This is a genomic window from Mesorhizobium helmanticense (genome assembly GCF_003034915.1).
Lineage (GTDB): Bacteria > Pseudomonadota > Alphaproteobacteria > Rhizobiales > Rhizobiaceae > Mesorhizobium > Mesorhizobium helmanticense.
This window is the reverse complement of record NZ_PZJX01000068.1, coordinates 1-13660: the sequence shown is the minus strand read 5'-3', so window position 1 is coordinate 13660 and position 13660 is coordinate 1. Positions and strand designations below refer to the sequence as shown.

Sequence of the window (13660 nt, the reverse complement as noted above, 5' to 3'; positions counted from 1 at the left end):
AGTCTGTGATGGAAAAGAAGTTGGTGGCTCTGGCGCACCCCTATCTCGCGCCGTTTCTGCGCGACATGCTCGGAGCCAGGTATCAAATCGTCGAGCTTGCCTCTCCGATCTCGGAGGCTGGCTCGTGTTCCGCCCGTGCCGTGATCGTCGACGGAAGCCGTCCGTTTGACACGAACTTGCTGCAGATCCTGCCGAACCTTGCCCTGATAGCCTGCTTCAACGCGGGCTATGACGGAATAGATGTAGACTGGGCCCGACGGCACGGCATCATTGTGACGCATGCCCAGAACGTCAACCACGAGGACGTGGCCGACTTTGCGATCGCGCAGATACTGAACATCTACAGGAGTATCTCCATCGGCGATCGCTGGGTTCGCAGCGGCGCATGGCGATCAGGCCGGAAGATGATAACGCGTTCCGTCGCGGGGCTCCGGCTCGGCATCGTCGGACTGGGCAGCATCGGACGTGCGATCGCTCATAGGGCGGATGTGCTGCGCATGGTGACTTCGTGGTGGGGCCCACATGACAAGCCTGGCGCCCCTTGGCCGAAGGCAGCGAGCATTCTCGGGCTGGCACAGGCAAGTGATGTGCTGGTGGTCGCCGCGCCCGCCAAGAACGACAACCGCGGACTGATTTCGGCAAGCGTGCTGCAGGCGCTTGGCCCCCAAGGCGCCATCATCAATGTCGCCCGGGGATCGCTGGTCGACGAGGGTGCGCTGATCGATGCGCTCACGCACGGTGCGCTCGGAGCTGCCGCGCTGGACGTCTACCAGGGTGAGCCGGCCTCACCCGGGCACTGGGCTGACATTCCCAACCTGTTTCTATCGCCCCACATTGCCGGCGTTACCGATGTGGCCGTGAGCCGCATGGCTGCGCTCGTGTGTGCAAACCTCGACGCCTTCTTTGATGGAGAGCCCGTGCTAACCCCCGTCAAGGCCGCAGCCTGATCCCAAGGCGACACCGCCGAACGGCTGTGCAAACGGAGTGCGCGGCCAATATAGTTTCATCGTCCTTGTTGGAGCACTGCAAATGACCTTGAGCACACGCAAACTCGGCAGCCAGGGGCTGCAGGTATCGGTGATCGGCCTCGGCTGCATGGGCATGAGCCAGTCCTACGGCCCGGCCGACGAAGCGGAATCGATCGCCACGCTGCACCGCGCCATCGAACTCGGCTGCACGTTTTTCGACACCGCGGAAGTCTATGGCCCCTACACCAATGAGAAATTGCTCGGCCGGGCGCTGAAAGGCCGGCGCGACCAGGTGACCATCGCCACCAAATTCGGCTTCCGCATCGAAAACGGCAAGCAGGTCGGCACCGATCGCGACAGCCGGCCCGAACACATCCGCGAGGCGGTCGACGGATCGCTCAGCCGGCTCGCCACCGACCATATCGACCTGCTCTACCAGCACCGCATCGATCCGGCGGTGCCGATCGAGGATGTCGCGGGGACGGTGGGCGAACTGGTAGCCGAGGGCAAGGTGCGCTTCTTCGGCCTGTCGGAGGCGGGTGCCGCCAACATCCGCAGGGCGCATGCCGTGCATCCGGTCACGGCGGTGCAGAGCGAGTATTCGCTGTGGGAGCGCAATCTGGAACCGGAGATCATCCCGCTGCTTGCCGAACTCGGCATCGGCCTGGTGCCGTTCTCGCCGCTTGGCCGGGGTTTCCTCACCGGCGACGTCAAACGCGCCGAGGATTATCCGGAAGGCGATTTCCGCCGCGGCGACCCGCGCTACCAGGGCGCCAACTACGACGCCAATGTACAGGCCGCCGGAGTTGTCCGCGACATTGCTGTGGCCAAGGGTGTCAAGCCGGGCCAGGTCGCGCTGGCATGGCTGCTGCACAAGGGTTCTGATTTCGGCATCGACATCGTGCCGATCCCCGGCACCAAGCGCCGAAAATATCTCGAGGAAAACGTCGCCGCCATGGCAATCAAGCTCGACGCCGCCACGATGCGGGCACTCGACGCTGCACTGGCGCCGGGCAAGGTCTCGGGTGAGCGCTACAACGAGCGCATCATGGCGATCATCGATCGCTAGGGTGGCACAAAGGGAGGCTGGTGAGGCGCCAAAGCTATTCGATGCCGCCCAATAGTTCTTCCGCCCTGTCAATGGCATCCGCCTGGTGCGGCTGCAGGGGCTGGCCGGCGTAGCCTTCGAAGACCGGCAGGAACGGATCGTCGATATCAGTCCTGATGCCGGACAGCTGCTCCATCACTGCCAGGCCGCAATAGGGAACGTAGGCAGCCGAATAGCCGCCTTCATGCGACATCATCAGGCGCCCGCCGCAGAGATCGTCCGCCACCTGCATCAGCATGCGCGTCATCTCGCGGTAGCTGCCGCTGTGCAGCATCATGCGCCCCAGCGGATCGGCCGCCGAGGCATCGAAGCCGGACGGCACGACGATGAGATCGGGCTGGTAGCGATAAAGCGCCGGCAGCACGATGCGTTCGAACACCGACATATAGGCGCCGTGGCCGCATCCGGCCGGCAGCGGCACATTGATGTTGTAGCCTTCGCCCCTGCCCTCGCCGCGCTCCTTGTGGAAACCGCTGTCATGCGGATAGAGCCCATCCTGGTGGATCGAGATCGTCAGCACGGACGAGTCGCCATAGAAGGCGGACTGGGTGCCGTTGCCGTGATGGACGTCCCAGTCGACGGTGGCGACGCGCTCGAAGCCATGCTTGGCCCGGTTCTTCAGGATGGCGACCGGAACGTTGCCGAACAGGCAAAAGCCCATGCCTTGTGCGCGCTCGGCATGATGGCCGGGCGGCCGCACCAGCGCGTAGCCATTGCCGACATCGCCGCTCAGCACCGCGTCCATCACCGCCGCGGTGCCGCCGGCGGCAAGACAGGCAATCTCATAACTGCCATGGCCAAAGGGCGTCAGATAGCTCGCATCGCCGCCACGCCCGTCGCTGAGCGCCTTGATGCGGCTGACATAGTCGCGGTCGTGGAACAGGGCGAGATCGTCCTCGCTCACCGCAACGGAGGCGATCTTCGACAGTTTCTCGGTGAGGCCCGAAACCTCCATCAGATTGCGGAACCGGCGCTTGGTCGCGGCATTTTCCGCATGTTCGCCCGGCTCGATGGTCAGGCTCGGCTGAAAGAACTGCGCGGCATTGCCGGTCTCGTGCCAGAGATAGAGTTCGTGGAAATTCCAGCCCGTCGTCATGTGCTGTTTCCTAACCCGCCAGGATCATCGACGCCGCGCGTTCGGCGATCATGATCGTCGGCGCGTTGGTGTTGCCCGAGACCATTTTTGGAAAGACCGAAGCGTCGGCGATGCAAAGCCCGTCCAGCCCATGCACCTTCATCGACACGGGATCAACGACGGCCATCGCGTCGGTGCCCATGCGGCAGGTGCTGGTCGGATGATAGAGCGTCGTGCAGTGGCCGCGAATATATTCGGCGATCTCGGCGTCGCTCTCGCATTCGGCGCTTGGCGTGATTTCGCCGACCAGCATTTCGGCAAGCGGCGACTGCGCAGCGATATGGCGGCTGATGCGGATGCCTTCGACCAGCGTGGCGATATCCGAGCCGTCCTCGTCGCTGATGAAGTAACGCGGGTCGATCGCTGGATACTCGACCGGATTGGCCGAGCGCAGGCGGATCTCGCCGCGGCTGTCCGGCCGCTGCAGCGTGGTGTGCAGCGTGATGCCGGGCTTCGACGACAGGAACCGCACATAATCGCGATGCGGGCTGATGGCGCCGTAAAGCTGCAAATCCGGTTCGACATCGGGCCGACTCTTCACGAAGCCGCCCGCCGCCACCCAGGGCGAGGAGCGCGGACCGCTGCGCGATGTCTCCCATTCCAGGAAATCGCGCTGCAGCGTCTCGTGGGTCCAGGCGCCGACGCCGATCTTGTCCTTCGTATAGAAGGTGATCGGAATGTTGATGTGGTCCTGCAGATCCTTGCCGACGCCCGGCAGGTCATGCACGGGGGCAACGCCGGCCAGGGCGAGCTCGTCGGCCGGCCCAATGCCGGAAAGCAGCATCAACTGGCAGCTGCCGATCGAGCCGGAGGACAGCACCACCTCGCTGTCAGCGAAAGCGGTCTCTGGCACGCCATTGACCAGATAGCGGATACCCCTCGCCCTGCCCTTCTCGACGATCAGGCCAGTCGCCAGCACCCCGGTTTTCACAGTCAGATTGGGACGTTCCCGCGCCGGGCGCAGATAGGCCTTGCCGGTGCCCCAGCGCTCGCCGTTCTTGATGGTGAACTGGAAGAGGCCGACGCCCTCCTGCTCGACGCCGTTGAAATCGCGGTTCTGCCTGAAGCCGGCGGCCTTGCAGGCCTCGATCCAGGCAAGCTCGTTGGGATCGACATGCCCGACATTGCCGACATGCAGTGGCCCGTTGGCGCCGTGCAGCGGATCGTTGCCGAGTTCGGCATTGCTCTCGCAGGCCTTGAACACCGGCAGCACGTCGGCCCACGCCCAGCCGGGGCAGCCCATCGCCGCCCAGCCATCATAGTCGGACGGCAGGCCGCGAATATAGATCATGGCGTTCAGCGCGCCGGAGCCGCCGATCATCTTGCCCCGCGGCCAGAACACCCGCCTGCCGCGGCAGCCGGCCTGCGGCTCGGTGTAGTAGCCCCAATCGACAGCCGTGTTGAACATGGTCGGCCAGTCCGAGGGCACGTCCGAGGCGAGCGGCGCCTCGCGTCCCGCCTCCAGCAACAGCACCTTGCGGGCAGGATCGGCGCTGAGCCGGTTTGCCAGCACGCAGCCGGCAGAGCCGGCACCCACTATGATCGTATCGAACATCGTCAGTCTCTCACTTTCCGGCCGGGGCCGGGCTTTGCACAATGTTGCTCACTGCTGTGTTGCTGTCTGGGCTGGCTCGACGGCGCGCGAGCCAGTGGACGAGATCGCCAAAACGGCCGACCAGCCCCTTCGGCATCAGCACCACCGACAGCGCGATGATCAGGCCGAGGCCGAGCGTGCGGAATTCGCCGCTCTCGCGCATCAGTTCGTCGGCCAGGACCAGCACCACCGTCCCGACCAGCGGTCCCCAGAACGTGCCGACGCCGCCGACGACGACGATGGCGATGATGAACATCAATTGCGACATCGACAGCACGCCGGGGCCGATCGCCTGGAAATGCGCGGCATAGAAACCGCCGGCCAGCCCGGTGAAGAAAGCGGAGATGCCGAAGACCAGAAGCTGCGCCTGGAAGCGGTTGACGCCACGCGCCACCGCATAGCCCGGATTGTCCTTCAGCGCCCGGAAGGCGAGGCCGATCGGGCTTTTGACGATCGCGTAGGTGAAGACCATCGTGAGCGCGAACAGCACCGCGATGATGGCATAGTTGCCGACCAGCCACTGCGCTCTGAGCAAAGCCCTGGTGCCAAGATCGCCGAAGCGGGCAAAGCCGACGGCGCCGCCGGTGAACTGGCGGCAGACGGAGCCGACCATCACGAAGCATTCGGTGTCGGTGACGATCAGCAGATACATCGTCTGCGCAATCGCCAGCGTCAGCAGCGCGACATAGACGCCGGTCAGCCGCAGGCAGGCCAGGCCGACGACAAGCGAGAACAGCACCGCGCCGAGCGCGCCGGGCACAAGGGCTGCCCACACGTTCCAGCCGAAATAGAAGCAGAACATCGCCGTCGCATAGCCGCCGAAGGCGAAGATCGCCATTTGCGCCAGCGAGAAGATGCCGGAAAAGCCGAACAAGAGATTCCACTGCGATGCGATCGTTGCATAAAACAGCGCCAGCACGATCTGGCCGAGGATGTAGCGGCTGTCGACCATGAAGGGCAGCGCGATCGCCGCTGCGATCAGGACCAGGCTGATGGCAAGATCGGTCTTGGCCGAGCGGGACATGGAAGAACGCGACATGGGCCTTGTCTCTGTCATGGTGCCCTCACATGCGCCGGATTTCGGCGCGGCCGAAAAGGCCGGACGGTCGCCAGATCAGCACGGCAATGACGACGAACAGCAGCGATGGAAACCCCCAGCGGGCGCCGAGCGCGTACTGTACGAAGGATTCGAGTAGCGCCAGGCCAAGCGCGGCGGCGACGGCGCCCGGCAGATTGCCGAGACCGGCGACCACGCACATGATGAAGGCCTTCAGCATCGGGTCGTTGCCGAGCGGCGGCGACAGCTGCGTCATCGACGACACCATGACGCCGCAAATGCCGGCAAGCGCGCCGGACAACATCAGCACCTGCAGATAGACGCGGTTGACGGCGACGCCCATGAGCTGGGCCGCATCGCGGTTCTGCGCCGTCGCCCGGATCGCCCGGCCCATCCGCGTGCGGCCGAGCGCCAGCGAGACCACCACCATCATGACGACGACCACCGCAATGATCATCAGGTTCTGCCAGGGCAGCGTCAGCGGCCCGAGGCGAAAGGTGCCGGCGATCGAGACCGGTTGCTTCAGCGGCTGCCCGCCATAGGTCAGCAGGATGGCGTTCTCGAGCGCGATGCCGATGCCGACCGTTGCGATCATGACGTTGGCTTCGAATGTCGATTTGTCGTTCTTCAGGAGATTGCGCACGATCGCAAAATAGAGGATGGCGCCGGCCACGGCACCCGCGACGATGGCGCCGGCAAAGCCGAGCGCGATCGGCAGCCCAAGCGAGGTGATCACCGTGAAGGCGACGTAGCCGCCAAGCGTCAGCATCGCCGCATGGGCCATGTTGAGCATGCCCATCGAACCCCAGACCAGCGACAGCCCGACCGTCGCCAGGGCATAGAGCGCGCCCGAGGTGAAGCCGGCGACGAGAATGGCCATGAGAACGTCGGTCATGGCGTTAGCCTCCGAGATAGGTTGCGAGAAGCTCGTCGCGGGCCATCAACTCGGCGGGCTTGCCCGACCAGACGATGGCGCCGTCGTCGAGCAGATGCAGGCGGTCGGCGAGGTCTTCGACCCGCGCCGGGTTCTCCTCCACCAAGAGGATCGTGCGGCCGGCCCTGCTCAGTTGGGAAATGACGCCGTAGACCTGGTCGATGATCAGCGGCGCCAGGCCGAGCGACGGCTCGTCGATCAAAAGGATGCGCCCCCCCATCATCAGGCCGCGGCCGATGCCGACCATGCGCCGTTCGCCGCCGGACAGGCTCGAGGCGATCTGGTTGCGGCGGTCGGCAAGCTTCGGCAGAAGCGCGTAGACCTCATCCAGCCGGCGCGCTATCACGGCCTTGTCCGGCGCCAGATAGGCGCCCATCAAAAGGTTTTCGAGCACGCTCATCTGCGCAAACAGCATGTCGCCCTGCGGCACGTGGGCGACGCCCAGCATCGCCGTCTCATGCGGCTTGCCGGACAGGCGCTGGCCGTCGATGCTGATCTGCCCGCCGCGCAGCGGCACCAGGCCGGAGATGGTCTTGAGCAATGTCGACTTGCCATGGCCGTTCGGGCCGACGACGGTGACGAATTCACCGGCATGAACAGTCAGCGAAATGCCCTTGAGCACGTCGAGCCCGTCATAGCCGGAGACGATGCCGTCGAGTTGCAGGACAGGCGGTTTTGCGGCTGCGCCCGTCATGGCGTCCCCACCGCCGCCGGATTCGTCGTGGCGGCTTGCTCGTCGAAGAATTTCTTCAGCCGTTTCTGCGTGCCCTGGCCGAGATAGGTTTCGACGACGGTCTGGTCCTCGGCAACCTTGTCCGGCCGGCCTTCGAAGATCACCTTGCCATGGTGCATGATGACGACGCGGCTGGAGAGCGCCAGCAGAAAGCGCATGACATGCTCGATCAGGACGATGGTCAGTCCCTGGTCGCGCAGTTTCAGCACCATCGCCATGATCTGGTCGATCTCGGCGACGTTGAGCCCGCCGACCGGCTCGTCGAGGAAGAGCATTTTCGGCCGGGTGGCGATGGCGCCGGCGATCATCAGCAGCTTGCGGTCGAGCACCGGCAGCCGCGCCACGGTCTCGTCGGCCTTGTCCGCAAGCCCGACGAAGTCCAGCGCCTCGATCGTCGCCTGGCGGACATCCTCGCCGAGGCGGAAGCCGGCCAGCCTTCGCCGCTGCCGGCCGAAATAGGCGGCGATCTCGATGTTTTCGCGAACGGTCAGGCTGTCGAAGGCGGCATTGAGCTGGAAGGTGCGGGCCATGCCGAGCTGGCAGATGCGGTCGGCCGGAAAGGCCGAAATGTCGGTGTCGCCGAAATGCACGCGGCCGCCGCTGGCCGGCGTGATCCCGGTCACCACGTCGAAGAAGGTCGTCTTGCCGGCGCCGTTCGGACCGCCAATGCCGACGATCTCGCCCGCATTCACCACCATCGACACGCCGTCGACGGCGGCCAGCGAGCCGAAGCGTTTGACCACACCGTCACAAACCAGCATCGGACCAGCGGCCTCAGTCATATTTCTCACCCAATGGAGACCGGTCGGGCACAGAGCCCGGCCGGTTTCGTTGGTTTCATTTCCACGTCCGGCTCATTTGATCCATGGCGGCACAATGAAGCTGTCCGTGGCATAGAGCACCGGCGCGATCAGCTTCGGATCGGTCTTGTAATCCTGATGCTGCAGGAACTGGTGCGGCATGCCAAGCGACGGATCGGCGACCTGCGTCGGATAGCAGAAGGCCGACTGGCCGGCCGGATCGGCCCGATAGGTGCCGTTGACCCCGCGATAGACCATGCGCTTCATCGCATTGGCCACCTTGGTCGTCTGCTCCTTGTTCATCGGTTCGCCCGGACCGCCGGCGATCGCCGCGGCAAGCGCCCACATCCACAGGCCGTCATAGGTCTGCGACCCCGTGATGTAGGCGGAGTTCGGACCGAATTTGGCCCGGTAGCTCTCGCGGAACGGCTTGGAGAAATCGTCCGGCAGGCAGCCGATCACCGTCGAATAGACGACGCCGTTCACCGCCTCGCCGCCGATCTCGCGAAAGGCCGGCAGCGATGGTCCGTACTGCATGTAGATCAGGCTGTTAATCGGCTCGGCGAGGAACTGGACCATGAACTGCGCCAGGTCCTGCGGCAGGAAATGCGTCACCAGGATCGCCGCCGGCGGGTCCTGGCGGAGTTTTGCCAGCGTCGGGCCCCACTGGTTGGTCGGGAACGGAACGGTCTCGAACAGGCTGACCTCGAAGCCGTATTCGGCGGCCTTGTCGCGGATCGCGTTGGCGATGACGATCGAATATTCGTTGGCCGACGGGATGATGGCGATCTTCTTGTTCGGCGCCTTCCATTTGCTATCCGCGGCAAGCGTCTTGAGGAAGTTCAGGCAGCCCGGTCCATACCAGAACTCCGGCGGGTCGCCCTGGAAGGAGCTGTAATAGCGGGCCGGGTCGGTCTTGAACTTCTCATTGTGCGAAATCAGCGTGTTGTAGTGCATCATGATGACGTCGTTGTCGGCGGCGACGTCCATCTCGATCATGTTGGTGCCGAGATTGTAGCCGTTGATGATGACCGGCGCCTCGAAACGGTCGATCAGGCGCTGCATCGACTGGCTGACGAGGTCGGCGCCCATTTCCTTGGTGTCTTCGATGTGGATCTCGACAGGCCGGCCGAGAATACCGCCCGCCGCATTGATCTCCTCGGCGGCAAGCTCAAGACCGTTCTTGAACTCGATGCCATCAGCGGCGGCGATGCCGGACATCGGCAGGGCCGAGCCGACCGGAATGGGTGTGGCGTCCTGGGCGATTGCGGTGTTGTTCATGTCGGCAAGAAGCGCGGCACCGGCGGCGCCCGCGCCGACCACGCCTTGCAGCATTGCACGTCTGTTCATCATGGCAAAGTTCCCCTTTTTGGCGTTGGTTAGAGTCTTTTCTTCATGTGAAATTTTCAGGCGAAATCCTTCAGGCGAAACGCTTCGGTCATGGGCAGAAAGGCGGCCTCCAGGTCGGCCGCCGCCGACAGCATGCGGGCATCGTCGCCGCGCGCGCCGATGATCTGGAAGCCGACGGGCAGGCCCGCCGCGGTCATGCCGCAAGGGATGACGCAGGCCGGTTGCTGGCTGAGATTGATCGGGTAGCTGAACGCCGCCCATTCGGTCCAGCGCGACAGGCCGCTGCCCGGGGGCACTTCAAGTCCGACGTCGAAGGCCGGAACCGATGTTCCAGGCGAAACGATGAAATCATAGGCGTCGAGCAGCCGGTCCATGGCGGCGCCGAATTCGGCGCGCTCCAACTGTGCGGCGACGAGCGCCTGGACGTCGAACGCCGCCCCCGCTTCAGCGATCTCCAGGAAGCCCGGATCGATGCCTGCCCGTTCGCTCGGCGCAACCAACGCCAGCCGCGCCGCGGCGCCGGTGAACCAGTGGTGCTGGAAAAGATCGAGAAGATCGCCACCGGGAAGATCAATCGGCTCGACCGTCGCGCCAAACGCATCGAGATACGTCAGGGCATGAGAGACCGCCGCGGCGATCCCGGAGTCCAGCGCTCCTGACGGCGGCTTCGACCAGTAGCCGATCCGGGCGCCCAGCAAAGTGTCTTCGATCCGGCCAAGCGGCGCCAGCGTTCCCACGCCCTGCTGCCAGTCACTGATATCGCGGCCGGACATGGCGTCGGCCATGATGGAAAGATCAAGCGCTGTCCGCGCCATCGGTCCAATGTGGGCGACGGTTCCGAACGCGCTCGACGGATAGGCCGGCACGCGGCCGAAGGTTGGCTTCAATCCGGCGATGCCGGTGAACGAGGCCGGGATGCGGATCGAGCCGCCACCATCGGTGCCGAGATGGAATACGCCGGCGCCGGTGGCGGCCGCGACCGCCGCTCCGCCGGAGGAACCGCCGGGCGTCTTTTGCGCATTCCAGGGATTGCGCGTGATGCCGCAGAGGCCGCTGTCGGTGATCGCCTTCCAGCCGAATTCGGGCGTCGTCGTCTGCCCGATGAAGACGGCGCCCGCTCTGCGCAGCAACGCAACCGCGGGGGCATCCTTGTCATAGGCGGCGGAAGTCGTCGTCCTGCTGCCGTAGCGCACGCTCCAGCCCTTGACCCAGACGATATCCTTCAGCGTCGTCGGTATGCCGTCGGCGGCGGACAGCGGCTCGCCTGCCCGCCAGCGTTTCTCGGAGGCGCCGGCCGCCTCGATCGCACCCTTGCGGTCGATCATGGTGAAGGCGTTGAAAAGCGGATTGATCGCTTCGGCGCGTTCCAGTGCCGCCAGCGTCACCTCGACGGGCGACAACGATCCAGCGCGGTAGGCGGCGTTAAGCTCCGCAGCAGCCAGGCGGCACGGATCATCGGCGTCGGCAATGGGAGAGATCCCATTCGGCATGCAGTTCGAACCCCTCACTCCACGGCCGCTCTTCCGGCAGCCTTGTCAGTCCAGGCAATCTGGCGGGTTTCTTCATCACCATAAAATGTATTATTGTGTGGAACATTCGCTATTCAATGTAACAAGAGCCCATGAACCTGACCGTCCGGCAGTTGCGCTATGTCTGCGAAGTCGCCCGCCTCGGCAGCGTGCTGGCGGCCTCCAAATCGCTCTACATCTCGCAATCCTCCATCCTGGCGGCGATCACGCTGGCCGAGGCCGAGATGGGGGCGCGCATTTTCGACAGGCGGCCGGCGCGCGGCGTCTCCATCACGCCGGCCGGCCAACGCTTCGTCGCCGCCGCCCGCGTCATGCTGGCGGCGGAGACGGAGTTCAACCGGTCGATCGGCGACCTCAGCGGGCGGATGCCGAAAGTTCTGCGCATCGGCTGTTTCGAGCCGTTCGGCGCGCTCTTCATGCCGGAGATGCTGCGCAGCTACCTCGACAGTGTCGGCGATGTCGAGATCGACCTTGTCGAGGCCGACCAGGTCCAGTTGCAGGAACGGCTTGTCGCCGGCCAGATCGATCTTGCCATTCTCTACGACATCGGCCCGATCGGCATCGACAGCGTCACCCGCATCTGCAAGGTGCCGGCGCACGCCATGCTCAACGCGGACGATCCCCTCGCCGCGCGCGACGGCATCTGGCTGGCGGAACTGGCCGCGCGGCCGCTGGTGCTGCTCGACCTGCCGCACACGGCGACCTATCTCCTGACCCTGTTCGACGTGCTGGCGAAACGGCCGGAGGTGCGCTTTCGCACGCGCTCCTATGAAACGGTCCGCTCGGCTGTCGCCTCGGGCTTCGGCATGGCCATCCTCAACATGCGGCCGATCGGCCGCGCCACCGCCGATGGCGAAGAGATCGTCCGCAAGCCGATCTTCGACGAATTGCCGCCGCCGACACTGATCGTCGCCGACATGTATGGTTCGGCAAAGCCGCTCTTCGTGCGTGTCTTCATCGAGATATTCCATCGCTTTTTCACCGCGGTCGGCCCGGCAGGCTTTTCGGTGACGACACCGGAGCGCGAAGTTTCCCTGCTGGTCGCCAGGGAGGGCTGACGTTCTTGCGCAAACCTCCGGCCTTGGCTAGCATCCGCCGGCCGGCGCCGAGCGGAGGAGAACGTCGCGGTGGACCGGCTGGAGCGCCGTTGCGTCCCCTTGGGCGCTCAAAGGACACTCCATTTTTGATCGACGCAATGATCCTTCCCAAAAACCGGAACCGGTTTCGGGGTCATTCGCTCATGTGGAGGAGACTAAATTGATCAACAGACGCGAATTCCTGCTGTCTTCCGTAGCTGTCGGCACATTGGCGCTGGCCGCACCCTCGGCCTTCGCCCAGGACAAGCTGACCATTCTCGGTTCGATACCCAATCTCGGCTTCCCGTTCTTCGTGCACATGCTGAATGAGATCAAGGCCGAGGCGGCGGCGCAAGGCGTCAACCTGATCGAGAGTGACGGCCAGAACTCGGCGCCCAAGCAGACCGCCGATATCGAAGCCGCGCTCGTGCAGAAGGTCAACGCCATCGTCATTTCGCCGCTTGACGTCAACGCGCTGGCTCCGGCCATCGAGGAAGCGGTCAAGGCCGGCGTTCCCGTCGTCACCATCGACCGACGCGTCGACGGCGTCGAAGGCATCCTCGCCCATGTCGGCGCCGACAACACCAAGGGCGGTGAAGCTGAAGCACAGGCCATGGTGGCGGCGTTCCCGAACGGCGCCAAACTGTTCCACTTGCAGGGCCAGCCAGGTGCCGGCCCCGCGATCGACCGCAACAAGGGCGTGCACAATGTGCTCGATCCGCTGAAGGACAAGTACCAGATCATTTTCGAGCAGACCGCCAACTTCGCCCGCGCCGAGGCGCTCTCGGTCACCGAGGCCGGCCTTGCCGCCAACGGCAAACCCGACGCGATCATCTGCGCCAATGACGACATGGCGCTCGGCGCGCTCGAAGCCTGCGCGGCGCGCAACTTCACCGACGTCAAGATCTACGGCTTCGACGCGCTGCCCGAAGCTCTGGTCGCCGTGCGCGACGGCAAGCTCGCCGGCACGGTCGAACAGTTCCCCGGCGAGCAGTCGCGCACCGCCGTGCAGATCGCGGTCGCCTATGCCAGGGACAAGACCGAGCCGAAGGAAAAGCTGGTGCTGTTGACGCCGATCGTCATCGGCAAGGACAATCTCGACAAGGCTGAAAGGCTCGGCGAGACGAAGTAGGTTGAGAGGCGGGGCGCATGGCCTACAGCGGTCTCGTTTTGTCGCGCCCCCCTCTGTCCTGCCGGACATCTCCCCCACTTGGGGGGAGATTGGCAGTTCTCCCGGAAGCGCCTTTTCTACGAGGTTGGCGATTGGCGAAAACCGACGCGACATTCGGTCCCCCCCGTGTGGGCAGGGCAATCGCATATGGCAGCGCCAGCCCCCTCTCCGGCCGCTGCGCGGCCACCTCTCCCCCATTCCATGG

The 13660-nt window shown here is 64.7% G+C and carries 12 protein-coding genes; 4 read left to right on the top strand and 8 right to left on the bottom strand.

The window, feature by feature from the left end:
- Positions 1-8 precede the first annotated feature (8 nt).
- Together C9427_RS31570 and C9427_RS31565 are read left to right on the top strand one after the other, a co-directional pair.
- On the top strand, positions 9-947 hold the full coding sequence (locus C9427_RS31570; protein ID WP_107652920.1) for a 2-hydroxyacid dehydrogenase: 939 nt from the start codon (positions 9-11) through the stop codon (positions 945-947).
- Positions 948-1029: 82 nt separating this feature from the next.
- A complete protein-coding gene (locus C9427_RS31565) occupies positions 1030-2037 on the top strand; it encodes an aldo/keto reductase (protein ID WP_107652919.1) in 1008 nt (335 codons plus the stop codon).
- 34 nt (positions 2038-2071) lie between these two features.
- On the opposite strand, the gene C9427_RS31560 is transcribed toward C9427_RS31565, so the two are convergent.
- The 8 genes from C9427_RS31560 to C9427_RS31525 all read right to left on the bottom strand — a co-directional run bounded on the left by C9427_RS31560 (position 2072) and on the right by C9427_RS31525 (position 11169).
- Positions 2072-3172: a class II histone deacetylase gene (locus tag C9427_RS31560; RefSeq protein ID WP_107652918.1), complete on the bottom strand. Its 1101-nt coding sequence runs from the start codon at positions 3170-3172 to the stop codon at positions 2072-2074.
- Between the two features lie 10 nt (positions 3173-3182).
- Entirely contained in the window at positions 3183-4766 is a 1584-nt protein-coding gene (locus C9427_RS31555) for a GMC family oxidoreductase (RefSeq protein WP_107652917.1), read from the bottom strand.
- Between the two features lie 10 nt (positions 4767-4776).
- Positions 4777-5844, bottom strand: coding sequence for a branched-chain amino acid ABC transporter permease (locus C9427_RS31550; protein WP_245437244.1), 1068 nt, complete (start codon positions 5842-5844; stop codon positions 4777-4779).
- A 25-nt stretch (positions 5845-5869) separates the two neighbouring features.
- Positions 5870-6757 carry a branched-chain amino acid ABC transporter permease gene (locus C9427_RS31545; RefSeq protein ID WP_107652915.1) on the bottom strand — a complete coding sequence of 296 codons (888 nt, stop codon included), beginning with the start codon at positions 6755-6757 and terminating at the stop codon, positions 5870-5872.
- Positions 6758-6761: 4 nt separating this feature from the next.
- Positions 6762-7490 (bottom strand): ABC transporter ATP-binding protein, encoded by a 729-nt coding sequence (locus tag C9427_RS31540; RefSeq protein WP_107652914.1) that lies wholly within the window; start codon positions 7488-7490, stop codon positions 6762-6764.
- Entirely contained in the window at positions 7487-8311 is an 825-nt protein-coding gene (locus tag C9427_RS31535) for an ABC transporter ATP-binding protein (RefSeq protein ID WP_107652913.1), read from the bottom strand. Before C9427_RS31535 ends, C9427_RS31540 begins: the two co-directional genes overlap by 4 nt.
- A 72-nt stretch (positions 8312-8383) precedes the next feature.
- Entirely contained in the window at positions 8384-9682 is a 1299-nt protein-coding gene (locus C9427_RS31530; protein ID WP_107652912.1) for an ABC transporter substrate-binding protein, read from the bottom strand.
- A gap of 53 nt (positions 9683-9735) precedes the next feature.
- Positions 9736-11169, bottom strand: coding sequence for an amidase (locus C9427_RS31525; protein ID WP_107652911.1), 1434 nt, complete (start codon positions 11167-11169; stop codon positions 9736-9738).
- Between the two features lie 131 nt (positions 11170-11300).
- Here C9427_RS31525 and C9427_RS31520 point away from each other — a divergent pair, with 131 nt between their 5' ends.
- Both C9427_RS31520 and C9427_RS31515 read left to right on the top strand, forming a co-directional pair.
- Positions 11301-12266, top strand: coding sequence for a LysR family transcriptional regulator (locus C9427_RS31520; RefSeq protein ID WP_107652910.1), 966 nt, complete (start codon positions 11301-11303; stop codon positions 12264-12266).
- Between the two features lie 202 nt (positions 12267-12468).
- On the top strand, positions 12469-13416 hold the full coding sequence (locus tag C9427_RS31515; RefSeq protein WP_097577093.1) for a substrate-binding domain-containing protein: 948 nt from the start codon (positions 12469-12471) through the stop codon (positions 13414-13416).
- Positions 13417-13660: the final 244 nt, after the last annotated feature.

What these genes read in the sequence shown, in the direction of transcription:
- C9427_RS31565 (WP_107652919.1), top strand. Translation starts at nt 1,030, where the DNA reads ATGACCTTGAGCACACGCAAACTCGGCAGCCAGGGGCTGCAGGTATCG.
- C9427_RS31525 (WP_107652911.1), bottom strand. Translation starts at nt 11,169, where the DNA reads ATGCCGAATGGGATCTCTCCCATTGCCGACGCCGATGATCCGTGCCGC.
- C9427_RS31530 (WP_107652912.1), bottom strand. Translation starts at nt 9,682, where the DNA reads ATGATGAACAGACGTGCAATGCTGCAAGGCGTGGTCGGCGCGGGCGCC.
- C9427_RS31540 (WP_107652914.1), bottom strand. Translation starts at nt 7,490, where the DNA reads ATGACGGGCGCAGCCGCAAAACCGCCTGTCCTGCAACTCGACGGCATC.
- C9427_RS31555 (WP_107652917.1), bottom strand. Translation starts at nt 4,766, where the DNA reads ATGTTCGATACGATCATAGTGGGTGCCGGCTCTGCCGGCTGCGTGCTG.
- C9427_RS31560 (WP_107652918.1), bottom strand. Translation starts at nt 3,172, where the DNA reads ATGACGACGGGCTGGAATTTCCACGAACTCTATCTCTGGCACGAGACC.
- C9427_RS31545 (WP_107652915.1), bottom strand. Translation starts at nt 6,757, where the DNA reads ATGACCGACGTTCTCATGGCCATTCTCGTCGCCGGCTTCACCTCGGGC.
- C9427_RS31570 (WP_107652920.1), top strand. Translation starts at nt 9, where the DNA reads ATGGAAAAGAAGTTGGTGGCTCTGGCGCACCCCTATCTCGCGCCGTTT.
- C9427_RS31550 (WP_245437244.1), bottom strand. Translation starts at nt 5,844, where the DNA reads ATGTCGCGTTCTTCCATGTCCCGCTCGGCCAAGACCGATCTTGCCATC.
- C9427_RS31520 (WP_107652910.1), top strand. Translation starts at nt 11,301, where the DNA reads ATGAACCTGACCGTCCGGCAGTTGCGCTATGTCTGCGAAGTCGCCCGC.
- C9427_RS31535 (WP_107652913.1), bottom strand. Translation starts at nt 8,311, where the DNA reads ATGACTGAGGCCGCTGGTCCGATGCTGGTTTGTGACGGTGTGGTCAAA.